The 21,142-nt window shown below is 60.7% G+C and carries 25 protein-coding genes; 11 read left to right on the forward strand and 14 right to left on the reverse strand.

From position 1 onward, the window contains the following. Positions 1 to 14: 14 nt before the first annotated feature. Positions 15 to 521 (reverse strand): GNAT family N-acetyltransferase, encoded by a 507-nt coding sequence (locus tag AC1RO0_RS19065; protein ID WP_498594374.1) that lies wholly within the window; start codon positions 519 to 521, stop codon positions 15 to 17. 205 nt (positions 522 to 726) lie between these two features. Between AC1RO0_RS19065 and AC1RO0_RS19070 the strand changes: the two genes are divergently transcribed. Beyond that, positions 727 to 1,242, forward strand: coding sequence for a hypothetical protein (locus AC1RO0_RS19070; protein ID WP_498594375.1), 516 nt, complete (start codon positions 727 to 729; stop codon positions 1,240 to 1,242). Here AC1RO0_RS19070 and trhA read toward each other — a convergent pair. Then, complete coding sequence (trhA, locus tag AC1RO0_RS19075; protein WP_498594376.1) at positions 1,217 to 1,885, reverse strand: PAQR family membrane homeostasis protein TrhA; 669 nt, start codon at positions 1,883 to 1,885, stop codon at positions 1,217 to 1,219. The genes AC1RO0_RS19070 and trhA overlap by 26 nt on opposite strands. Positions 1,886 to 2,216: 331 nt before the next feature. On the opposite strand from trhA, the gene AC1RO0_RS19080 reads away from it, so the two are divergent. After that, positions 2,217 to 3,083 carry a VOC family protein gene (locus AC1RO0_RS19080; protein WP_498594377.1) on the forward strand — a complete coding sequence of 289 codons (867 nt, stop codon included), beginning with the start codon at positions 2,217 to 2,219 and terminating at the stop codon, positions 3,081 to 3,083. Positions 3,084 to 3,183: 100 nt separating this feature from the next. Beyond that, the gene (locus AC1RO0_RS19085; RefSeq protein ID WP_498594378.1) at positions 3,184 to 4,356 is read left to right on the forward strand and encodes an AI-2E family transporter; all 1,173 of its coding nucleotides are present in this window, start codon (positions 3,184 to 3,186) and stop codon (positions 4,354 to 4,356) included. A 42-nt stretch (positions 4,357 to 4,398) separates the two neighbouring features. Here the strand turns inward: AC1RO0_RS19085 and AC1RO0_RS19090 are convergent, their stop codons facing one another. Then, the gene (locus tag AC1RO0_RS19090) at positions 4,399 to 5,193 is read right to left on the reverse strand and encodes a polysaccharide deacetylase family protein (RefSeq protein ID WP_498594379.1); all 795 of its coding nucleotides are present in this window, start codon (positions 5,191 to 5,193) and stop codon (positions 4,399 to 4,401) included. 269 nt (positions 5,194 to 5,462) lie between these two features. On the opposite strand from AC1RO0_RS19090, the gene AC1RO0_RS19095 reads away from it, so the two are divergent. Next, positions 5,463 to 6,374, forward strand: a complete 912-nt coding sequence (locus tag AC1RO0_RS19095; RefSeq protein ID WP_498594380.1) for a DnaJ C-terminal domain-containing protein — start codon at positions 5,463 to 5,465, stop codon at positions 6,372 to 6,374. A gap of 3 nt (positions 6,375 to 6,377) precedes the next feature. After that, on the forward strand, positions 6,378 to 6,710 hold the full coding sequence (locus tag AC1RO0_RS19100) for a chaperone modulator CbpM (protein WP_498594381.1): 333 nt from the start codon (positions 6,378 to 6,380) through the stop codon (positions 6,708 to 6,710). A 5-nt stretch (positions 6,711 to 6,715) separates the two neighbouring features. Here AC1RO0_RS19100 and AC1RO0_RS19105 read toward each other — a convergent pair whose 3' ends face one another. Beyond that, positions 6,716 to 7,105: a DUF930 domain-containing protein gene (locus AC1RO0_RS19105; RefSeq protein ID WP_498594382.1), complete on the reverse strand. Its 390-nt coding sequence runs from the start codon at positions 7,103 to 7,105 to the stop codon at positions 6,716 to 6,718. A 292-nt stretch (positions 7,106 to 7,397) separates the two neighbouring features. On the opposite strand from AC1RO0_RS19105, the gene AC1RO0_RS19110 reads away from it, so the two are divergent. Both AC1RO0_RS19110 and AC1RO0_RS19115 read left to right on the forward strand, forming a co-directional pair. Next, positions 7,398 to 9,491, forward strand: a complete 2,094-nt coding sequence (locus AC1RO0_RS19110; RefSeq protein ID WP_498594383.1) for a S9 family peptidase — start codon at positions 7,398 to 7,400, stop codon at positions 9,489 to 9,491. Between the two features lie 20 nt (positions 9,492 to 9,511). After that, entirely contained in the window at positions 9,512 to 10,033 is a 522-nt protein-coding gene (locus AC1RO0_RS19115) for a DUF1697 domain-containing protein (protein WP_498594384.1), read from the forward strand. Positions 10,034 to 10,045: 12 nt separating this feature from the next. Here the strand turns inward: AC1RO0_RS19115 and AC1RO0_RS19120 are convergent, their stop codons facing one another. Together AC1RO0_RS19120 and AC1RO0_RS19125 are read right to left on the reverse strand one after the other, a co-directional pair. Beyond that, positions 10,046 to 10,423 carry a VOC family protein gene (locus AC1RO0_RS19120; protein WP_498594385.1) on the reverse strand — a complete coding sequence of 126 codons (378 nt, stop codon included), beginning with the start codon at positions 10,421 to 10,423 and terminating at the stop codon, positions 10,046 to 10,048. Between the two features lie 27 nt (positions 10,424 to 10,450). Beyond that, positions 10,451 to 10,642, reverse strand: a complete 192-nt coding sequence (locus tag AC1RO0_RS19125; RefSeq protein ID WP_498594386.1) for a type II toxin-antitoxin system ParD family antitoxin — start codon at positions 10,640 to 10,642, stop codon at positions 10,451 to 10,453. A gap of 130 nt (positions 10,643 to 10,772) precedes the next feature. Between AC1RO0_RS19125 and AC1RO0_RS19130 the strand changes: the two genes are divergently transcribed. Beyond that, a complete protein-coding gene (locus tag AC1RO0_RS19130; RefSeq protein ID WP_498594387.1) occupies positions 10,773 to 12,278 on the forward strand; it encodes a protein adenylyltransferase SelO in 1,506 nt (501 codons plus the stop codon). 109 nt (positions 12,279 to 12,387) lie between these two features. Here the strand turns inward: AC1RO0_RS19130 and bla are convergent, their stop codons facing one another. From bla to dmeR, 3 genes are all read right to left on the reverse strand, one after another. Beyond that, positions 12,388 to 13,407 carry a class A beta-lactamase gene (gene bla, locus AC1RO0_RS19135; protein ID WP_498594388.1) on the reverse strand — a complete coding sequence of 340 codons (1,020 nt, stop codon included), beginning with the start codon at positions 13,405 to 13,407 and terminating at the stop codon, positions 12,388 to 12,390. Positions 13,408 to 13,492: 85 nt separating this feature from the next. Further along, positions 13,493 to 14,452 carry a CDF family Co(II)/Ni(II) efflux transporter DmeF gene (dmeF, locus tag AC1RO0_RS19140; protein WP_498594389.1) on the reverse strand — a complete coding sequence of 320 codons (960 nt, stop codon included), beginning with the start codon at positions 14,450 to 14,452 and terminating at the stop codon, positions 13,493 to 13,495. A gap of 37 nt (positions 14,453 to 14,489) precedes the next feature. Continuing rightward, complete coding sequence (gene dmeR / locus AC1RO0_RS19145; RefSeq protein WP_498594390.1) at positions 14,490 to 14,762, reverse strand: Ni(II)/Co(II)-sensing transcriptional repressor DmeR; 273 nt, start codon at positions 14,760 to 14,762, stop codon at positions 14,490 to 14,492. Positions 14,763 to 15,102: 340 nt separating this feature from the next. Here dmeR and AC1RO0_RS19150 point away from each other — a divergent pair, with 340 nt between their 5' ends. Beyond that, on the forward strand, positions 15,103 to 15,591 hold the full coding sequence (locus AC1RO0_RS19150) for a GNAT family N-acetyltransferase (protein WP_498594391.1): 489 nt from the start codon (positions 15,103 to 15,105) through the stop codon (positions 15,589 to 15,591). Positions 15,592 to 15,631: 40 nt separating this feature from the next. On the opposite strand, the gene AC1RO0_RS19155 is transcribed toward AC1RO0_RS19150, so the two are convergent. Next, a complete protein-coding gene (locus AC1RO0_RS19155) occupies positions 15,632 to 16,282 on the reverse strand; it encodes a cysteine peptidase family C39 domain-containing protein (protein ID WP_498594392.1) in 651 nt (216 codons plus the stop codon). An 86-nt stretch (positions 16,283 to 16,368) separates the two neighbouring features. Here AC1RO0_RS19155 and AC1RO0_RS19160 point away from each other — a divergent pair, with 86 nt between their 5' ends. Further along, positions 16,369 to 17,139: a class I SAM-dependent methyltransferase gene (locus AC1RO0_RS19160; protein ID WP_498594393.1), complete on the forward strand. Its 771-nt coding sequence runs from the start codon at positions 16,369 to 16,371 to the stop codon at positions 17,137 to 17,139. A gap of 24 nt (positions 17,140 to 17,163) precedes the next feature. Here the strand turns inward: AC1RO0_RS19160 and AC1RO0_RS19165 are convergent, their stop codons facing one another. The 3 genes from AC1RO0_RS19165 to AC1RO0_RS19175 form a co-directional block, all read right to left on the reverse strand. Then, the gene (locus tag AC1RO0_RS19165; RefSeq protein ID WP_498594394.1) at positions 17,164 to 18,078 is read right to left on the reverse strand and encodes a c-type cytochrome; all 915 of its coding nucleotides are present in this window, start codon (positions 18,076 to 18,078) and stop codon (positions 17,164 to 17,166) included. 106 nt (positions 18,079 to 18,184) lie between these two features. Next, positions 18,185 to 18,631: a c-type cytochrome gene (locus AC1RO0_RS19170; RefSeq protein WP_498594395.1), complete on the reverse strand. Its 447-nt coding sequence runs from the start codon at positions 18,629 to 18,631 to the stop codon at positions 18,185 to 18,187. Between the two features lie 155 nt (positions 18,632 to 18,786). Continuing rightward, the gene (locus AC1RO0_RS19175) at positions 18,787 to 19,422 is read right to left on the reverse strand and encodes a LysE family translocator (RefSeq protein ID WP_498594396.1); all 636 of its coding nucleotides are present in this window, start codon (positions 19,420 to 19,422) and stop codon (positions 18,787 to 18,789) included. 128 nt (positions 19,423 to 19,550) lie between these two features. On the opposite strand from AC1RO0_RS19175, the gene AC1RO0_RS19180 reads away from it, so the two are divergent. Then, the gene (locus tag AC1RO0_RS19180) at positions 19,551 to 20,252 is read left to right on the forward strand and encodes a helix-turn-helix transcriptional regulator (protein ID WP_498594397.1); all 702 of its coding nucleotides are present in this window, start codon (positions 19,551 to 19,553) and stop codon (positions 20,250 to 20,252) included. Positions 20,253 to 20,284: 32 nt separating this feature from the next. Here the strand turns inward: AC1RO0_RS19180 and AC1RO0_RS19185 are convergent, their stop codons facing one another. Next, entirely contained in the window at positions 20,285 to 21,067 is a 783-nt protein-coding gene (locus tag AC1RO0_RS19185) for an SDR family NAD(P)-dependent oxidoreductase (RefSeq protein ID WP_498594398.1), read from the reverse strand. Between the last annotated feature and the right edge of the window lie 75 nt (positions 21,068 to 21,142).

Consider the following 21,142-nt stretch of genomic DNA (forward strand, 5'->3'; position numbering starts at 1 on the left):
CGCGACTAGCGAGATCAGGCCGTAACGCGCAATTCCATGCAGGTCAGATCCAGCCAGCGACCGAACTTGGTGCCTACCTCGGAGAATTGCCCGGCGATACGGAAGCCCAGCTTTTCATGCAGGCGGATCGAGACGGCGTTGCCGGTCTCAATGGCGGCGATCATGACGTGGACATCGCCCTTGGCAGCGCGGGCGACGAGTTCGCGCAGCAAGCCCTCGCCGATACCGAAGCCACGGTGATCCTTGTCGACATAAATGGAATTCTCGACCGTATGGCGATAGCCGTCGAAGGCGCGCCAGTCGCCGTAAGAGGCATAGCCGGCGACCTTGCTATCCTTCTCCGCAACAACGACCGGGAAGCCTCGCGCCTTGCGCGCCTTGAGCCACTCGATGCGGTTGTCGACGTCGACCAACGTATCGTTCCAGATCGCGGTCGTGTGCACGACCGCGTGGTTGTAGATCTCGCAAATCGCTGGAAGATCGGCCTCGATTGCATCGCGAAGTAGCACGGCTTGGTCCATAAGCGTGTCATCCAATTGTTTATGAGACAATGTCGGCATTACTCCGCGATATTTATGAAGTAAATCCGCCATTCCTGCATGGCTCGCAATCAAGCTGTAACGAATTCGCGCTATTTTTCGGTCATTCTGAGAATCACTATGGAATTTCTGCCGAAAAACGCGCTATTCATAGCTTGTTTACAGACCCTGCCTCCCGGAAACCGCAATGCTCGCGCGATTGACCGCCCTTCTGTTTCTTTCCGTCGTGCCGGCGCAAGCCGCCGACTGGTGGTCCTATGACAACGCGCACTTTGGCTATGCGATTGAATTACCTTCTGAATTCCGCCTATCCGCGCGAAGCGACGACGGCAACGGATTGACCATGACGCCAGCCGATCAATCGGCGCGGCTGCTGATTTTCGGTGCCAACACTCTGAACGGTGATTTTTCCTCGGAAGCAAACATCCGTGTCGCGCGCGCCAAGGATGAAGGCTGGCAGATCTCCTATTCGAAATCGACCTCGCGCGGCATCAGCTTTTCAGGCATAAAACAGGGCCATATCATCTATGTGCGCGGCGTTGCCCTCTGCAATGGCGCTGCCGCCTTCTTCCAGATGGATTATCCGAAGGCATCCATGCAGCGCTACGACGCCGTGGTCATGCGCCTGGTGCGCAGCCTGCACCCCACGAAGAAATGCGCGCCGACGACGCAAGTCGTCAAAAGCTTCCCGGTGACAGGCTGAAGCAGGTGAACACCGCCGAATAGTGCACGGCGGCGGCGGAGATGACGAAGCCGTGCCAGATGGCGTTCTGGAAGCGCAGCTTCTCCCAAACATGGAAGATGACGCCCAGCGAATAGATGACGCCGCCGATCACGATCAGCAGCATCGATGCGGACGGTATATGCATGGACACCGGCTTGGCGACCAGCACGCCGCTCCAGCCCATGGCGAGATAGAGCAGGATCGCCAGCCGATCGTAGCGGCCGGGAAAGAAACACTTCAGCGCGATGCCGCAGGCCGCAAAAACCCACAGGGCGATCAACGTCGCAAACAACAGCGGATCCGCCGAGCCACGCTCGAGAAACGGCGTATAGGTGGCGGCGATCAGCACGAAAATGGCGGAGTGATCGAAGCGCCGCAGGAACCACTTCGTCTGCGATACCGGCCAGAGATTGTAGGTGAAGGACATGGCAAGGGTCAGGACGAGGCCGACGCCGTAGATCCAGGCGGCAGCAATCTCGCCATGGGAACTCCATACCGTCGCATAGAAGATCAGCGCGGTCGCGCCGATCAGGGCAAAGACCACACCGACGCCGTTGACGATACCGTCGGCGATCACTTCATATCGATCATAGGCCCAACGAATGCCTTTGAACTCTGACATCTCTATACGCGTTCCAATTCCATATCGGCATCAATCGTGGCATCTCGGAAGCATCGAGGCAACCGCGTTCGACCGGCATAGCGGTAAATCTTCGTGAATGGCGAGACGCGCAGGTGAGATAGCCCGTCAACGAATTGCGAACGCTTCATCCGCAATTTCTGGTCTTCTGTGAACAATCGAAATCCGCCATATACGAGCTCAAGTACAGCAGGCCAGAGGATCTCTAAAGAGGCATATCGACCGGCGACAGCTCTCAAGCCTGCCATTGACGGCGTTTTCGCCGCCGGCGCCGGTTCCTCTTTCTTCCGAACATCGAGGTTGGAATAAGCTCATGACCGAAACCGCCCTTCCCTACGCGCTGACGCGCCCCTCCTATGTCGGCCAGTCGCATCTTGTCGTCACCGATCTGGCGACGGTATCGCGCTTCTATCAGGACATATTGGGCCTGAAGGTCATCGAAAAGACCGCAAGCGGCGAGGTGCTGGGCGTTGCCGGGCGGCCGCTCTTGACGCTGACGACGGATCGCGCCGCCACGCGTGCGCCGCAGACGGCGGCCGGTCTCTTCCACACCGCCTTCCTGCTGCCCAACCGTGTCGAGCTTGCCCGCTGGCTGCGGCATGCGGCGCACAATAACGTCGCCCTTGAAGGCGCGTCCGACCACATCGTTAGCGAGGCGATCTATCTTTCCGATCCGGAAGGCAACGGCATCGAGATCTATGCGGACCGGCCGCATGACCAGTGGACCTTCCATGGCGACGGCACGGTCGAGATGGCGACCTTGCGGCTTGATCTGCAGAAGCTTTACGAAAGCGCGCCGCAGGATCGCTGGGACGGCATGGCGGACGGTTCGGCGATCGGCCACATCCATCTGCAGGTCGGCGATGTCGAGGAGGCGAACGCCTTCTATCGCGACGTGCTTGGCATGAACGTCATGGCGGCCCGCTACCCCGGCGCGACGTTCCTGGCAACCGGCGGCTATCACCATCATCTCGGCGCCAATACCTGGAATAGCCGTGGCGCCGGCGTCCGCTCCGAACACATGACCGGCCTCTCCGATTACACACTGCGCTTCAATGACAGACAAGCGCTCGACAAGGCGGTCGCAGCGCTCGACGCGCACGAAATCAAGACGGAGAAGCGTGACGGCGGCGTTTCGCTGCGCGATCCCTGGGGTATCGGGCTGAACTTGATCGCTTGATCGCAACCATAGATCGATCATCCAAAGGCCCGTTCCGGAACCGGAACGGGCCTATTTGCGTTTGCATATCGAGGCGATAGGGCTTCGAGGATTGTTCGGAATGGATATCGCCAAGGGCATACGAAAGCAGGAGCGCAAACAGGCCGCGCGACGCGAAGAGCGCTCCAGCGCCTGGGTGGACGCCCTGCGGGCGGATACCGAGCAATTGGATAGAACAACGGCTGAAACGCGCATCGAGAAAAGCGGACTGGATATCGCTTCCGCCTGGGCTCTTATCGGCATCTTCCTCATCCTGGCGCTGGCGGGCATCTATATGATGTCGCTCATTCTGATCCCGGTGACGTTGGCCGTCGTCGTCGGTATGATCCTCGGCCTTGCGGCGGAAAAACTCAGCAAGTTCGGCGTTCCGCGCATTCTCAACGCCGTTCTGCTATCATCAGCGGTGGCGCTGGTCATCTTCCTGTTCATCAACGCGCTCGCCGGACCGTTGGCACGGTTGGCGCAGGAGGGACCCGACGTCTTCCAGCGCACGGTCGATCGACTGATGCCATTCCTCGAACGGATCAAATGGCTGCATATCACGCCACAGACCTTCGAGAGCGGGCCGATGTCGATCAACGTGCTGCTCGAAAACACCGGCAATGTGCTGCATCTTGTCACCAACAGCCTGACGCCGGCCATTGTCCAGGGCCTGATCTTCTTTGCCGCCCTGATGCTCTTTCTCGCCGGACGCGCCAGCCTGCGCAAGACGCTCATCATGACTTTTGTCAGCCGGACATCGCGATTGACGGCGATCCGCATCATCAATGCGGTGGAACAGGTGCTCGGTTTCTATTTCGCGACCGCCGCACTGATCTATGCCGGTCTCGGTGTTGCCATGACGATCATTGCCTATGCCGGCGGCCTGAGTGCGCCGATCCTCTGGGGTGTCTTCGCCTTTCTCTCCAGCTTCATTCCCTTTCTCGGCATCGCCACCATGACGACCGCGCTGGCGATCGCCGGCATCATCACCCATGACGACATCATCTTCGCCCTTGCGCCGGCCGTGATCTTCTTCTCCATCCATCTCACGGTGGAAAATCTGGTGTTTCCGGCGGTCATGGGCCGGCAATGGGAGCTCAATCCCTTTGTCGTCTTCCTCGCCATCATCTTCTGGACGTGGATGTGGGGCGCTGTCGGCGCCATGCTCGCTTTGCCGCTATCCCTGGTCGTGATGACAGTGGTCAACGAGTTGTTCATCGAGGAAAAGGTGCAGCCGCAATTGCCTGAGTAACGATCCCGGCACGACTGGTGAGCGACCGTCGCCGATCACCACTCAGTTCGTGGTGTCGTCATCGCCCTGTTCGGGAATACCCTGCAGGCGGACGAACTGCACGCCCTTGGCCTTCAGCGCCAGGATGCTCGCCGCCACCCCCTCGCCGGCCGCATGGGTCGGCTGGTTGATGTGGGAGATGATGACATCACCATCCTTGGCGGAGGCATATTGCTTTTCCACCATCTTGGCCGGCAGCAGCGAGCCGCTGTCGCCATTCACCGAATAGCCGGCGATGCGATAGCCCATGCCACGGATCTGGGCGATGGCCGACAGGCTGTATTTTGCGGTAGCGCCCCGAAACCAGCGCGGCTGCGGGATGCCGGCGGCAAGCATGGCGTCGGCCCCGCCCTTGACTTCCTGGGCCACGGCCTGCGGCGAGCCGGCAGCGGCGATGCCATAGACTTTGGTCGGGATATCGACGGCGGGAATATGGTTCTGACCGTGGTTTTCCAGCTCGAATAGGTCGGGATGGGCGAGGAAGGTGGCGAGCGCATCGGGGTTGGTTCGCAGCCAGCGGGCGGTGACGAAGATCGTCGCGGGGATGCGCTGATCGATGAGGGTGGAGAGGATGCGCGGATCGGTCTTGCCCATGCAGGCATCGAAGGTCAGTGCGATGCGCGGCGCGCCCTTGCCGGCGCGATTGACGTGTAGGTGCGGCTCGACCAGCTTGACGTTCGAAACCGGTGCTTTCGGCGGCAGCGGTGGCCAGCCGGCGGGCTGTGTTTCCTGCTTAGCAGCAAAGGCGGCCGGAACTGCGGCAGCTAGGAATGCGGACGTCAGCAGAAAGCGGTTCATCAGGCAGCCACCAATCGGATAAAACAACGTGAAGTTTGGCGGAAAAAGCGTGCGATTGCCACAGACCCTTCCCTTTGCGCCCGCAATCCTCCGGCAAGGCGACGGAAATATGGCGGCTTGCCGGCAAGAGGATCATTTGCCATCACAAAAGCGCCTATAACCATTCTGTGGCAGTCGCGGCTTCGATGCTCCTCATTTATGATATCATTGATACCAGACCGGCCTGCTACTATTTGCATATTTTCCTGCGCTCCCAAAGGGAACCATCCATGAGCCGCGATCCCTATGACATTCTGGGCGTAAAACGGGACGCCCCGCAAAAGGACGTCCAAAGCGCCTATCGCAAGCTTGCGAAAAAGCTGCATCCCGATCTCAATCCCGGCGACAAGCAGGCCGAGGAGAAGTTCAAGGAAGTCTCTGCCGCCTACGGCATTCTCGGGGACGAGGACAAGCGTGCGCGCTTCGACCGAGGCGAGATCGACGGCAGCGGCGCAGAGAAGCCGCCGCGCAACTACTATCGCGACTATGCGGCAAACGAAGGCCAACGCGGCCCCTACCGCAACACTGGCGGCTTTGCCGATTTCGGCGATACCGACGATGTGCTTTCCAGCTTCTTTTCACGTCGCAGCCGAGGCCAATCCGGAATGCAAGGTCAGGATCGTAAATATTCCATGGAGGTCGACTTTCTCGACGCCGTCAACGGCACGAAAAAGCAGATCAGCCTGCCGGACGGACCCGCGCTCGATGTGCAGATCCCGCCGGGAACCAAGGACGGGCAGACGCTGCGCCTGCGCGGCAAGGGCGATCCCGGTTTTGGCAGCGGAGCCCCCGGCGACGCGCTGATCGAGGTGCATGTACGTCCGCACCGGTTCTTCACCCGCGACGGCGACGATATCAGGCTGGAATTGCCGATTTCGTTGACCGAGGCAGTGCTCGGCGGCAAGGTCCGCGTGCCCACACCTTCCGGCCCGGTGACCGTCACGCTCCAGCCGAATTCCAATACCGGCAAAGTCTTGCGGCTGAAGGGCAAGGGCGTGCCCGTCCGTGGCAAGGACGCCGGCGACGCCTATGTTTCACTGAAGATCGTCCTGCCGGACGCGCCGGATGCAGAGCTGACCGCCCTCGTTTCCGATTGGCAGGCCGGCAAGACGCATGATCCCAGAAAGACCATGGGAGGCTGAGCCATGAACGAGAGCGAGTTTCGTCTGCGCCTCGAGATTGATGTCACAGTGCTGGAAGTCTGGATTGGCCAGGGTTGGCTCGTTCCCGAAACCACGAATGAAGGCCGGTATTTCCGCGATGCGGATCTCGCCCGCGGACAATTGATCCTCGATCTGATCGACGCGATGGGCCTCAATGAGCCCGGCGTCGACCTTGTTATGGATCTGGTCGATCAGCTTCATGGACTGCGATCAACGCTACGCGAACTGACGGATGCGGTCTCCCGCCAAAGCCCCGACGTGCAGGAGCATATTCTCTCCGAACTTGACCATCTGGAGCGTCAAGAACGGCGCTGAAGGCATCAATCGTAGAGATAATATTTCTGCCAGCTATCGCGCGGCACCTTGTCGCCGATCTGAAAGCTGAGATTGCGCACGTCGACGTGCTCCGGGTCGGTCGTGCATTTATAGGAGAGATGATACCAATCGCCCTTGCTGCGGAAGACGGCGCCGGGAGCATTCATCGAATCCGGCGCCATGTTTGGATCGCCGAAGGTATAGGCAATCACCTTGTCCGGCTTGAAACCGGTCTTCTCCGTGCCGATCCGCTTCATCGCTTCCGCATCGCAGGCCTGCTCCATCCGCTCGGAAGGATCGAGCTTTTCCAGCTCCTTCTTCATGGTCGCATCGACGGCGAACGCCGAGCTCGCGATGCAGGCCAGAGGCAGGAGAATGGCGATGAACTTCAGCATGAAGACCGGTCCCTCATTTGTTTGTTTTCCGGGCTGGGCTGCGTCTGCTCCACGGGGAGCGCGATTCTAAGAAACACTTACTATCGACGCGACGCTAAGCGGACTTCGTTAAAGAATGTGGTCACATCAAGGCAGCCCTACGCGAGGCCAGCCATCGTCATCAGCTCGACATGAGCTTAGGAGCATCCGCTTGCATGAGGCTTGAGCCGGAATTGCCGCTTGAACCTCGGCCAAGCGCCCTCTATTTCTCTTTCATCGCATACTCGACTTTCAGCCCAGAGAAAGCCTTCCAGTGTCTTCATTCAAGAACCTCCCCGCCCCGCCCGCCGCACCGAAAAAGCCGGTCACGGATACGCGCCACGGCATTACCCGCAGCGACGATTACGCCTGGCTGCGCGCCGACAACTGGCAGGCGATGTTCAAGGACACGTCGATCCTCGACCCGGAAATCCGCGCGCATCTGGAGGCTGAAAATACCTATATGAACGCCGCCATGGCGGACACGAAAGAGCTGCAGAAGCTGCTCTTTGCCGAGATGAAGGGCCGCATCAAGGAAGACGACAGCTCCGTTCCGGTCAAGGACGGCCCCTTTGCCTATGGCACGCTCTTCGTCACCGGCGGCGAGCAGCCGCATTACTTCCGCGAGGCACGCGACGGCGGCGATCGCAAGCTGCTTCTCGACGGCGACAAGGAGAATGAGGGCAAGTCCTATTTCCGCCTCTCCGGCATCGACCATTCCACCGACCACAGCCACGGCATCTGGGGCTATGACGACAAGGGCTCGGAATATTTCACGCTGAAGGTCCGCAATCTCGACACCGGCGAAGATCTGGCCGACGTGATCGAGAACACCGGCGGCGACGGCGTCTGGGCGCCGGACGGCAAGAGCTTCTTCTATACGCTGCAGGACGAAAATCATCGTCCTTCAAAAATCTTCCATCACATTGTCGGCACGCCGCAATCGGAAGACCGGCTGGTCTACGAGGAAGAGGATTCGGGCTTCTTCATGGGCGTCGGCGGCTCCCTACTCGACGATTACATTTTCATCGACATCCACGATCACGAGACCAGCGAATATCGCCTGATCCCGACGTCGGATCTGACCGCCGAGCCGAAGCTGGTGGCCGAACGCGACACCGGCATCGAATATGAAATGGCGGAAGGCGGCGACGTCTTCTACATTCTCACCAATGACGGCGACGCCAAGGATTTCAAGATCATGGAGACGCCGGTCGACAGGCCGGGCAAAGAAAACTGGCGCGATGTCGTGGCCCATAAGCCGGGCACGCTGATCCTCGGCCATGAGGCCTATGCCCGCCACCTCATCTGGCTGGAGCGCAAGGACGGCCTGCCGCGCATCGTCATCCGCGATCGCCGCACCGGCGAAGAACACGCGATCGCCTTCGATGAAGAAGCCTATTCGCTCGGCCTGCAGGGCTCCGCTGAATACGACACCGACGTCATTCGCTTTTCCTACTCCTCGATGACGACTCCGAGCCAGCTCTATGACTATAACTTGGTGACGCGCGAGCGTACCCTGTTGAAGACGCAGGAAGTGCCCTCCGGCCACAATCCCGACGACTACGTCACCCGCCGCGTCTTCGCGCCGGCCTGGGACGGAGAAACGGTTCCGGTCACCCTGCTCTATCGCAAGGATACGCCGCTCGACGGCACGGCACCCTGCCTGCTCTACGGCTACGGCGCCTACGGCGTCACCATTCCCGCCGGGTTCAACACCAATTGCCTGTCGCTCGCCGATCGTGGCTTTGTCTATGCCGTCGCCCATATCCGCGGCGGCAAGGACAAGGGTTTTGCCTGGTATGAAGACGGTAAAATGGACAAGAAGACCAATACCTTCAAGGACTTCATCTCAGCTGCCGACTATCTGAATCAAGAGAAATTCACCTCCTACGCGAACATCATCGCCGAGGGTGGCTCGGCCGGCGGCATGCTGATGGGTGCTGTCGCCAACATGGCGCCGGAGAAATTCGCCGGCGTCATCGCCGCCGTTCCCTTCGTCGACGTGCTCAACACCATGCTGGACGACACCCTGCCGCTGACACCGCCGGAATGGCCTGAATGGGGCAATCCGATCGACAGCCAGGAAGAGTACGAGCAGATCGCCGCCTACAGCCCCTACGACAATGTCGGCGAAAAACCCTACCCGCCGATCCTGGCGCTCGGCGGCCTCACGGACCCGCGTGTCACCTATTGGGAACCGGCAAAGTGGGTCGCCAAGCTGCGTGAGAACACCACCGGCGACGCGCCGATTCTCCTCAAGACCAACATGGACGCCGGCCACGGCGGCGCTTCGGGCCGCTTCCAGCGGCTGGAAGAGATCGCCTTCGAATATGGCTTCGCCATCAAGGTCGCGGGGAAGATGTAAGCGAACATCGGGAGGAGCCGATGCCGGTCCATATCGCACTGCTGCGTGCCGTCAATGTCGGCGGCACCGGCACTCTGCCGATGGCGGAGCTGAAAGCGCTTTGCGAGGATATCGGCTTTACCGAGGTGAAGACCTATATCCAGAGCGGCAATGTGCTCTTCCGTTCGGATGAGAACGAGGCGACGGTGCGTGTGCGCCTGGAAGAGGCGTTGGCGCGCAAGATGGGCAAATCGCCGGGCGTGATCCTGCGCAGCCGGCAAGCTCTGGAAGCGGTGGTTGAACACTCGCCCTTCCCGCATGCCAAGCCGAACTATCTGCTCGTCACTTTCCTTCCCGAACAAGCGCCGGCCGATGCGCTGGACAGACTGGTGGCACCGGGCGGGGAAGAGGTGCAGATCGCCGGCAAGGAAATCTATATCCACTATCCCGACGGCTCCGGCCGCTCGAAACTGAAGCTACCGGCGCTGAAGCTTGGAACCGCGCGGAACCTCAATACGGTAAGGAAACTGGCGGAGATGGCGCGGGAGATGGCGGAACGCTAGGGATGCTTGGCATCATTGCGCGGGTACCCGCCAAGGAGGATCGATACGGTTCGATCCGGCGAAATAAAGGATGACGCGATTTCCACCGGGATCGAATAGCTCGGCCTCGCGCCAGAACCATTTTTTATCTTCAGGCCCGCTTGTGAAGTGAATATCGGAGGCTTTGAGAGCATCGACTGTTGCGTCAAGATTTTCGCACTCGAAATACACGGTGGTTCCCCCGCCACCCTTCTCGCCCTGATGCAGGGAAAAGGTGCTATCTCCATCCGGGCACACAAACCGCGCATATCGGGGGCGTGCATCAACGATCGGCTTGAGACCCAGGGCACAATAGAAATCCCAGCCCGCGTTCAAATCCGGCATCGTAACCGTTACTTGGTTTAAGCGCACAATCAGTACCTCCAACTTCGAGCCAAGCTAGGCCTTCCGGAAATGGGCTTCGAAATATTGCTCGACTTCTTCCCCACTCAAATTTGGCCTCGGATCATCCAGCGATGCCTTGACCGTCTGCCGGATCGCCGCGATCCGTTCCCGATATTCGTCCTCTTCCCGCAGCCGGACCCGGACGGCCGCGCCGGCATCGACGCGGCTTTTGATGGCGGCGACCATTTCGCTAGGGAGCGAGATGCTGAGTTTCTCATTTATGGCACACTCCTATCCTTGGTGGGAGAAAGTGAGATAATTTCCTGCTGGAGACAAGCGCCTTGCGCCGCATCTCCACCGGCCCTACCTTAGTCACATGAGCTCTTCTCTTCACGACAACGCAGTGCTTGAAGCACCGCCAATACCGTTCGACAACAGCTACGCGCGCCTGCCGCCGCAGTTCTTCGCGGAAAAGGCACCGACGCCGGTTGCGGCACCGCGGCTGATCAAGTTCAACACGACTCTGGCGTCGGAGTTGGGGCTGGAGGCCGAAGTTCTGGAGCGGGATGGAGCGGCGATCTTCTCCGGCAACGCGCTTTTGCCCGGCTCCCAGCCGATCGCCATGGCCTATGCCGGCCACCAGTTCGGCGGTTTCGTTCCGCAGCTCGGCGATGGCCGTGCGATCCTGCTTGGCGAGGTCATCGACAGTAACGGCAAGCGCCGCGACATCCAGCTCAAAGGGGCCGGACCGACGCCGTTTTCGCGGCGCGGAGACGGACGGGCAGCGCTCGGGCCGGTGCTGCGTGAATATATCGTCAGCGAGGCCATGTTTGCACTCGGTATTCCGACGACTCGCGCACTGGCAGCCGTCACCACCGGCGAGCCGGTCTATCGTGAAGGGGCATTGCCCGGCGCGGTCTTTACCCGCGTCGCTGCAAGCCATATCCGCGTCGGTACCTTCCAGTATTTCGCGGCCCGCGGCGATACCGACAGCCTGCGTATCCTCGCCGACCATGTCGTCGACCGGCACTATCCCGAGATCAAGGATCGCCAGAACCGCTATCTCGCGCTGCTGGAAGCGGTGGCCGACCGGCAGGCCGCCTTGATCGCCCGCTGGCTACATGTGGGCTTCATCCATGGCGTGATGAACACCGACAACATGACCATATCCGGCGAGACGATCGACTTCGGCCCCTGCGCCTTCATGGACACCTACGATCCTGCCACCGTCTTTTCCTCGATCGACCGGCAGGGCCGCTACGCCTATGCCAATCAACCAGCCATCGGCCAATGGAACCTCGCGCGGCTCGGTGAAACATTGCTGCCGCTGATCGATCCGATGCTCGATACTGCCGTCGAACTTGCGAATGGGGTGATCAAGGCCTATGGCGAGCGCTTCCAGACCCATTGGCTTGCCGGCATGCGCGCCAAGATCGGCCTTACAACAGAGGAAGACAGCGATCTCGATCTGATCCAGGCGCTGCTCGCAGTGATGCACGAGCAGGAGTCGGATTTCACCCTGACCTTCCGGCGGCTTGGTGTGCTTGCCACGAGCGACGACGAGGTCGCCTTTGCCGCCAGTTTCAAGGATCCGCAATCCGTCGCGCCGTGGCTCGCGCTCTGGCGCGAGCGGCTGGGCCGCGAATCGCAATCGCCAGCCGCGCGCGCAAAGGCGATGTTGGGCGTCAACCCGGCCTTCATCCCCCGCAACCATCGCATCGAACAGGCGATCGCGGCTGCCGTCGAGGAGGATGATTTTTCATTATTCGAGGCGCTGCTGACCGTGCTTACCAAGCCCTATGAGGACCAACCGGCCTTTGCGCCCTATACCGAGCCGCCACGACCGGCGGAACGGGTGCTGCAGACCTTTTGCGGGACATAAGGGAAACTAGCGCTCGAACTTCTCGAACAACATGAAGGCGATGCGATCCTGATTCACATCGCGACCGTACTGCCCTGATTTATCGATTGCATTTCAGAGCGCTACTATTTCATCCCACCATGCCCGCAACGATCTTGCCGACCTCGGCGAAGACGGCTTCGATATCTTTTGCAGGCGCGGTCGCCTCGCCGACATAGGTCACAACGAGGATGGGGCCGCGATCCGGAAGCCAGATAACGGCAACGTCGGCATAGGAGCCGTTCTCGCCGGTGCCGGTCTTGTCGCCGACCTTCCATTCTTTCGGCAGGCCGGCGCGCAGGCGGGCATTGCCGGTGGTGTTGTTGACCAGCCAGTTCGACAATTGATCCCTGGAAGTCTCCGACAGCGTGTTGCCGAGCGTCAGAAGCCCGATCGTATCCAGCATGGAATCGGGCGTCGTCGTATCGCGCGGATCGTCCTTGATCGCCTGATTGACGTCTGGCTCCTTGCGGTCGAGTCGGGTTTCAGTGTCGCCGGTGGTGCGCAGCCACGCGGTCAGCGCCGCCGGACCGCCGAAGCTGTCGAGCAGCAGATTGCCGGCGGTGTTGTCGCTGAGCGTGATGGCCGCGTTGCAGAGCTCGGCAATCGTCATGCCGTCAGTGCCGGCATGCTTTTCAGTCTCCGGCGAATAGGTGACGACGACATCCTTGCCATAGGTGACGCGGCGGTCGAGCTTCTCGACGCCCTGATCGACGCGGGCGAGCACGAAGCCGGCGGCAAGCGCCTTGTAGCTGCTGCACAGGGCGAAGCGCTCCGCTTCGCGATAGCCGAGCGAAATATTGGTTTCCGTATCCAGCACAGAAACACCAAGGCGGCCGCCGGTCCTCTTTTCCAGGTCCGCCAGCTGCTTATCGGCATCTTCCGTCGCCTGGGAATTATCCGCCCCCTGGATGCCGTCCATTCCATCGTCGTCGTCAGGCACCGCGGAATTGTCCGGCGTATCGGAGGCGCCCGGCGCTGGCGCCGTCGCGTCCGGGCTTTTGTTGGCGTTGGCATCCTGCGCAAACAGGGCTTGCGGGCCAAATGTCAGGGCGGGAAGGAGCAGCGCCGAGCCTGCCAAGAGGCGGCGGCGGGTAAGCAATGTGGGCATACGGAAACCTCCAGCGGAATCAGGCGGATTCAGAGCTAAGCGAGGAATATGGCAAGCCTCTGGCACACCCTTCCTTTAACCCGCCTTATGCCGCCTTTTCGACCGTGACTTCAACGGTGACATGCGACAATTCATGCAGATCCGCCAGCCGCGCCTTGTAGAAAGCGGGATCACGCGGCTCCGGCGTCGCCACGGCAACGATCGCCGCATGATGACCGGGACCGACCTGCCAGACATGCAGGTCGGTGATGCGGTCGCCATCGGTTTCGATCACCTCCCGGATTTCGTCCGGCAACTCTTCGCCGGACGGAATGAAGTCGAGCAGAATCGAACCTGAGGAACGCAGCAGGCTCAGGGACCATTGCAGGATCACCAGACCGCCGACGATGCCCATCAGCGGATCGAGAAAGGTCCAGCCGAAGCGGCTACCGAGTAGAAGCGCGACAATCGCCAGAACGGATGTCATAGCGTCGGCGATGACATGCACATAGGCCGAGCGCAGATTGTTGTCCTTGCCGCCCTGGCGATGATCGTGGTCGTGATGATGATCATGTCCATGCGCGTGGCCATGGCTGTGGCCGTGATGGTCATGATCGTCGCGCAGCAGCCATGCGCTGACGATGTTGACGAGGAGGCCGACCGACGCAATGGCGATCGCCTCGCGAAAATTGATCGCGACCGGGCTCATCAATCGCAGAAGGCTTTCCCAGCCCATCAGCACCGCGATCATCGCGAGGATGATGGCGCTGGCGAAGCCGGCGAGATCGCCGAGTTTTCCGGTGCCGAAGGTGAAGCGCGCATTGTGCGCGTGACGGCGGGCGTAGAGATAGGCCAGCGCCGAAATCAGCATGGCGCTGGCATGTGTCGACATGTGCCAGCCATCGGCGGTCAGCGCCATCGAGCCATAAAGCGTGCCGGCACCGATCTCGACCACCATCATCACCGTCGTGAGCGCGATGACCAGCCAGACGCGGCGCTCGTTGCGCTGATGATCGGCGCCCAGAAACACATGGTTATGCGTCAACGCATCCGAAGAACCACTCATGACATCCGTCTCCTGTTGAATGCTCCAAAGCCCCTGCTCAGCGCAGATAGGTCTTCAGCACATCGGATATTTCATCAACCGCCTGACGGCGGTCCTTTTCGCTTTCGGCATGAAGCACATGCTCATGCAGGTGGTCGTTCAGTATCTCGCCGGTCAGCCCTGTCAGAGCGCCCCGGATCGAAGCGAGAAGCTGCAGAACCTCCCCACAAGGCCGCTCGGCCTCCAATGCCCTCTCCACCGCCTCCATCTGCCCCTTCAGGCGACGGACACGCGAAAGAAGCTTGGCTTGCTCACGAACGGTATGGGACATGGCGACCTCAAATTATAGTATAGGGGGGTATACTATATTTGACAGAAAGAGCAAACCCTCTCTCGATGAGGCGCGGGTGCGATAGACTGACGTGCTCCTGCGGCAATTCGATACTGAGGAATTGGCCGGCCGGGCCAGCGGACGGCCCCCATTGACAAATCCGCCATTCCGGATCATTGATGCGCTCATGATCAAGCAAGCGCTCCACACCTGCTCGTATTTTTGGCTGTACCTGTAAAGGGCGGCTGGACAGATCATATTGTCAACAAGCCGCCGTCAGGCGGCTTTGTTGTATCAGCAGCGTCCTGACGGCTCATTCGAAACAAGGACGCGAAATGCCATGCTAGACGATAGCGAAATTTCCCTTCTCCGCCCGCCGGTGCTGACTATCCGCAGCGCGCAGCCGCGCGACATGCCGGAACTGAACGACATGATCCGGCTGCTCGCCGCCCATCATGGCGACCCCTCCGACGCAACGCCCGAGCAGCTCGAGCGCGATCTCTTCGGCCCATTGCCATGGATCACGGCGCTGGTGGCTGAGGGCGAGGACGGATTGATCGGCTACGCCATTCTCGTGCCGCTCTACAAGGCGCAGGAAGGCCAGCGCGGCATGGACCTGCATCATCTCTTCGTGCGGGACGGCCATCGCGGCCACGGCATCGGCCAGCATCTGGTCGACCGCGCCCGCGACGTCGCCCGCAAGGCCGGCTGCAGCTTCCTCTCCGTCGGCGCGGCAACCGGCAATGTCCAGGCGCATCGTTTCTACGAAAATATGGATTTCAAGCCACGTCCGGTCACCGGCATGCGCTATCTCCAGGCGCTGGCCTGATATCGGCCTTTACCCGGGATCGCCGTTGACCTTCCTATCGTCAGCGATCGATGGTGATCCCGCGCCCAGCGAAAAATCGGCCGAATATCTCCAGCGGTAGCTCCACATTTTCGCGCGTAACAACTTCTTGCCCGGAGGGATTGTGAAACCGCACCGAGCCCGCGTTGACCGCCGTCACCAGAACGAGATGTCCACCCTTTGATGGCGGCTCGGTATCCGACCAGCGGATGGAATGGTGCACGGACGCGATGAAGAATTCGGATTGCGTCAGAATCTCGCCGATATCTGCGACCGAAATCCCCGTGACGACCCTGGCGTTCAAGCCGAACTGGTCTTTGACGAAGGGAACGAAAGGCGCATAGATCAGCCCTTTGATCCTGCCGTCGGTCTCCTCGACATAACCGCCATAGTCCTTGCATCCCATGGCCAGATCCATGATCGGCACCGTCAGGCCGGTGCGAGCGGCCAGAACCATCTTCAGGCAGGCCATGCCGCAAAGATTGCCGGCCCAACGGGCATAGTCCTCGACCGTGCGGGCTCCCGAAGACGCCCAGAGCGGATCTTTCAGCAAGGCTGCCTGCGCGCCCTCCGCCACCACGGCCAGCGTCATGTCAGGCGTTTCCCATTGGCTGAAATAAGGAACCTTATGCTTCACCGCTATGTCCACGGCCACCCTCTCCCGTTGCTGCATCCCAAGCTCACGGAGCTGTAAAGTTCACCGCAAATGCGCTAGAAAAATGGCTACGCATCCGCGATTTCTCAACTGAGGATACCCCCTTGGAACAGCGGTTTACTTTCGACGGCGTGGCAGCCCTTTATGGCGGCGCCCGCCCCGTTTATCCCGAGCCGCTCTTCGATGACATCGTCGCCTTCGCCGGTTTAGCTGCTACGGATCAGATCCTCGAGATCGGCTGCGGCACGGGACAAGCGACACAAGGCTTTGCACGCCGCGGCTTTTCGGTCCTCGCGCTGGATCCCGGTTCGGACCTGATCGGCATCGCGCGGGAAAATCTGGCGGATTTTTCCAATATCCACTTCACGACATCGACCTTCGAGGCTTGGCCGGGTGAAGCGTCAAGCTTCAAGCTGGCGCTCGCCGCTCAGTCCTTTCACTGGGTTGCGCCGGAGGTCCGCTTTGCCAAGACAGCCGCCCAGCTGACGCCGGATGGAACGCTTGCCGTTTTCGGTAACGTGCCGCTGCCGCCGGCTTCACCGCTCGGTCCGGAGTTTGCCCACATCTATTCGCAATACGCACCATCCCTCTCCGGCCCGCCGGCGGAAGCCTGGTATTTGCCGGATGGCCCCTTCGCGGCATTGCTCGAAGAGTCCGATCATTTCGGGCCGGTAAAGCACCGCTGCCATCCCTGGAGCCGGATGCATAGCGCAGCGAGCTATACCGATCTGCTCCGCACGCTCTCAGGCCATCGCCTCTTGGCCGATGGGCAAAGAGAGACGCTGCTGGGAGCGATTACAGAGGCGATCGTCGCGCATGGCGGAGAGTTCGAGCTTCGTTATGAAACCCATCTCTATCTAGCAACGCGACGCTGAGAGAGCAGGCAAACCGCCCTCTCTCTACCGCGCCGGCAGCGCCTTCAGATAGGCCGCGATCGCCTCGCGGTCAGTGGCCGGGAGATGCGCGATGTTCTGCTGCACTTCGGCCATCGAGCCGCCGGCGGAATCATAGTCAGGCGTGAAGCCGGTTTCCAGATAGGTGGCGATATCGCCGGCGATCCAGCTGCCGATCGCCTTCGAGCCGGGGGTAATGTCGGGAATGTTGCCCTTGCCCTCCGGGTTCGGAGCGCCGGCGAGCCACTGGTCTTTCAGGAAGCCGCCGAGCCCGTCGCGCGGGGTGTGACACTCGCCGCAATGACCGGGGCCTTCGACCAGATATTGGCCGCGCCTGATCTTGTCGTCGGCATTGGCGAGGACGACGCGCGGCTGATCGTTGAAATAGAGGAATTTCCAGCCGCCAAGCGCCAGCCTGATATTGAACGGGAATGGCAGCTCATGCGGCGAGGCGACATTGTCGCTCTTCGGCAGGGTCTTCAGGAAGCCCCAGAGGTCGTTGACGTCCTTGTCACTCATGCGCGCATAGGAACCGTAGGGGAAGGACGGATAGAGATGTTCGCCGTTTTTACCGACGCCGCGCTTCATGGCGTTGCCGAAATCGGCAAGCGTCCAGTTGCCGAGACCGGCCTTTTCATCGGGCGAGATATTCGGGACATGGAAGGTACCGAAGGGGCTGGCCAGCGCCAGCCCGCCGGACAGCACCAGCTTGGCATCGCCCTCAGCGCCGGAGGCTGCGTGACAGCTCGTGCAGCCGGCCGCCCAGAACACCATCTCGCCATTCTTGATATCGGGATCGCCGAGATTTGCCCAATGGCTTGCCGGCAAGGGCGACGGCGCGGTGACGACATAGAAGGCACTGAGGCCGATGATGACGAGGCCGACAAGACAGAGCAGCCACCGGACAAATCGCGCAATCATGCCTCACCCCCTCCACTCAACCTGCATCATGAAATACCGAAATCCGCACCGGCGACAAAGCCGGCGCGGATGTTTAACCTGATGTCCGGACGATGCCGGCCTACCGCTAGTCCTTCTTGATGCGGTAGGCCTGATGACAGGCGCCGCAGCTGCCGCCCAGGGTCTTCAGCGTTGCACCGACACCGGCCTGATCGGCCGGGAGCTGTGCAAGCGCTGTCTCGGCATCGGTGGACAGCTTGGCGGCCTTGCCCTTGAAGTCGTCGAGGTTATCCCAGATCTTCGGATTGACCTCGGCATCGGCCTTGTCGCTGTCGGGGTTGAACTGATCCGGGAAAGCCTTGGCCGTTTCGGCGATCGTCGTCAGAGAAGCTTTGACGATTTCGGCGTCGTAGGGCTTGTCGCCCTTGGCGATGGCGCCGAGAGCGCCGGTCGCGCCGCCGATCTTCTTCATCAACGCAATACGGGCATCATGCGTGCCGCCATCGGCCGCCAGAACCGAACCAAAGGCAACGCCGGCCAGAGCCGTCGCCACCACAATCGCTCTCCATTTCATATGCTTCTCCTACCTCTGCGGATGTGATCAGGACCGCGAATGCGGTCGGCGCGTCGTCACGCTAGCATGTTTGCCGTTTTCCGCGCTGGCGATGAAGTCACAAAATGGTGAGAGCTGAGCAAAATCAGCGTCATATTCGAGACATATGCGGGTACCTACGCCACCCTCCAGCCCTCCCAGACGGTGAAGACCGAGACCGCGAACAGGAGCAACCCGGCGGCACGCCCGGCAAAGGCGGTCGCCTCGGGATTGGCGATCAATAGATCGCGGCTGCGGCCGGCGGTGACGGCGAGCCCGCCATAGATGAAGAATTGCGTGGCAACGGTCATCAATCCCATGATGGTCGCTTGTATCCAGATCGGGCCATAGTCCGGCTTCAGAAACTGCGGATAGACGGCGAGAATGAAGAGATAGGCCTTGGGGTTGATCAGGCAGGTGACAGCGCCCTGGCGAAAGGCCTTCCAGGCGGAGCGGCTGCTGGTCGGCCCCTCATGACCGACGGTGATCGAGCTGCGCATCAGCGTGATCCCGATAAAGGCCATGTAGCCGGCGCCGGCAAAAAGCAACGGATTGAAGAGAACCGGCACGAAATGCATCAGCAGGCCGACGCCGAGCGCGCCGTTCAGCGAATGCACCACGCCACCCAGCATGATGCCGCCCGTCGCGGCCAAACCCCTGTTGCGCCCGCCGGTCAGCGAATTGGCGAGCACGAAGAGCATGTCCATGCCCGGAACGATGATGATGCCGAAGAGGAGGAGAAAGAAGAGCCAGAGGTTTTCGGTGTATCCCATGTCAGTTGCCTATCGTCTCCTGCGGGTGAGCCGCAGGGGAATTTGTTGATTTTCAAATCGATAGGCAGTCTTGTAGTTCAACCCAACTGACAGGGTATTGTCAGGAGCCTTCAAGCCGGGAGGATGAAATGCGCAAGGCGTCGCGCCTGTTCGAGATCATCCAGATCCTGCGGCTGGCGAAAAAGCCTATAACGGCGGCCGTCATCGCCGAGCGGCTGGAGGTGACGGTGCGCTCGGTCTATCGCGATATCGTCGCGCTGCAGGCGATGCGCGTGCCGATCGAGGGCGGGCGCGGCATCGGCTATATCATGCGCCCCGGCTTCGACCTCCCGCCGCTGATGTTTTCGATCGAGGAGATGGAGGCGATCGTGCTGTCGCTGGCACTACTGGAGCGCACCGGGGACGACGAGCTGAAGCTCGCCGCCAAGCGCGTCAGCGCCAAGATCGCCGGTGCGGTGCCACCGCCGCTTCGCCAGACATTCGAGGCCAATGCGCTGCACGCCTGGGGCTTCGCCGCACCCTTGGCCGGCGCCATCGATCTGGCGCTGGTGCGCCGCGCCATCCGCGACGAGGAGAAGCTTGATCTCTCCTACCGCGACGAACTCGGCCGCGCCACCGAGCGCATCATCCGCCCGATCGCCCTCATCTACTACGCCGAAACCGCCAACATCGTCGCCTGGTGCGAACTGCGCCAGGCCATCCGCAATTTCCGCAGCGACCGGATCGAAGGTTGCGAGGCGACGGGGCTATCGTTCAAGGGTGAAGGAGATCGGTTGCGGCAGATCTGGGTGAGCGGGTGGCAGGTGAATGCCCAAGTCGCCCGCGGTTGACGGCGCCGGCGGCTGGATCGTCGCCCGCCTATCTAGAGCATCATGCCGCCGGACACTTCGATGCGCTGGCCATTGATCCAACGATTGTCCTCCGACAGCAGCGAAGCGATCATCGGGCCGATATCATCGGGCAGGCCAACGCGACCGAGCGCCGTCATCGAGGCGACGAGCTTGTTGACCTCGGGATTGTCGCGCACCATGCCGCCGCTGAAATCGGTCGCGATAGCGCCCGGCGCAACGGTGTTGACGGCGATGCCCCGCGCGCCCAGTTCCTTGGCGAGATACCGTGAGAGAACCTCGACCGCGCCCTTCATCGCCGCATAGGCCGACGATCCCGGGTTGCTGAAACGGGCAAGGCCGGAGGAAATGTTGACGATGCGGCCGCCATCCGCAATCACGGGCAGCAGCTTCTGCGTCAGAAAATAGACGCCCTTGAAATGGACGTTGTAGAGCTTGTCGAGCTCGGCTTCCGTCGTTTCCGCGAAGGAGGCGTGGTAGGACGTGCCGGCATTGTTGACGAGAAAATCGAAACGATCGCGATCCCATTCCTGTCGCAAAACCCGTCCAACCTCGGAGACGAACGTATCAAAGGAGCTGACGTCACCGGCATCGAGTTGCAACGCCACGGCCTTCTGTCCGAGCGCCTTAATCTCGGCGACGGCACTTTCCGCTTCTGCCCGATTTGAGTTGTAGCTGATGATACTGTCGACACCGCGCTGGGCGAGATGGACGGCCGTGTTTCGGCCGAGACCACGGCTGCCGCCTGTGATGATTGCGATCTTTGTCTTTGATTTATCGATATTTTCGGTTGTCATTGTCGCTCTCCAGGGAATGCTTGATGGCGTAAACCTACGCTCGTTGCCCCATCTCCTTGAATGCCGGAACTCTCG

The sequence above is a fragment of the Rhizobium sp. GW821-FHT14E12 genome, from assembly GCF_058803745.1.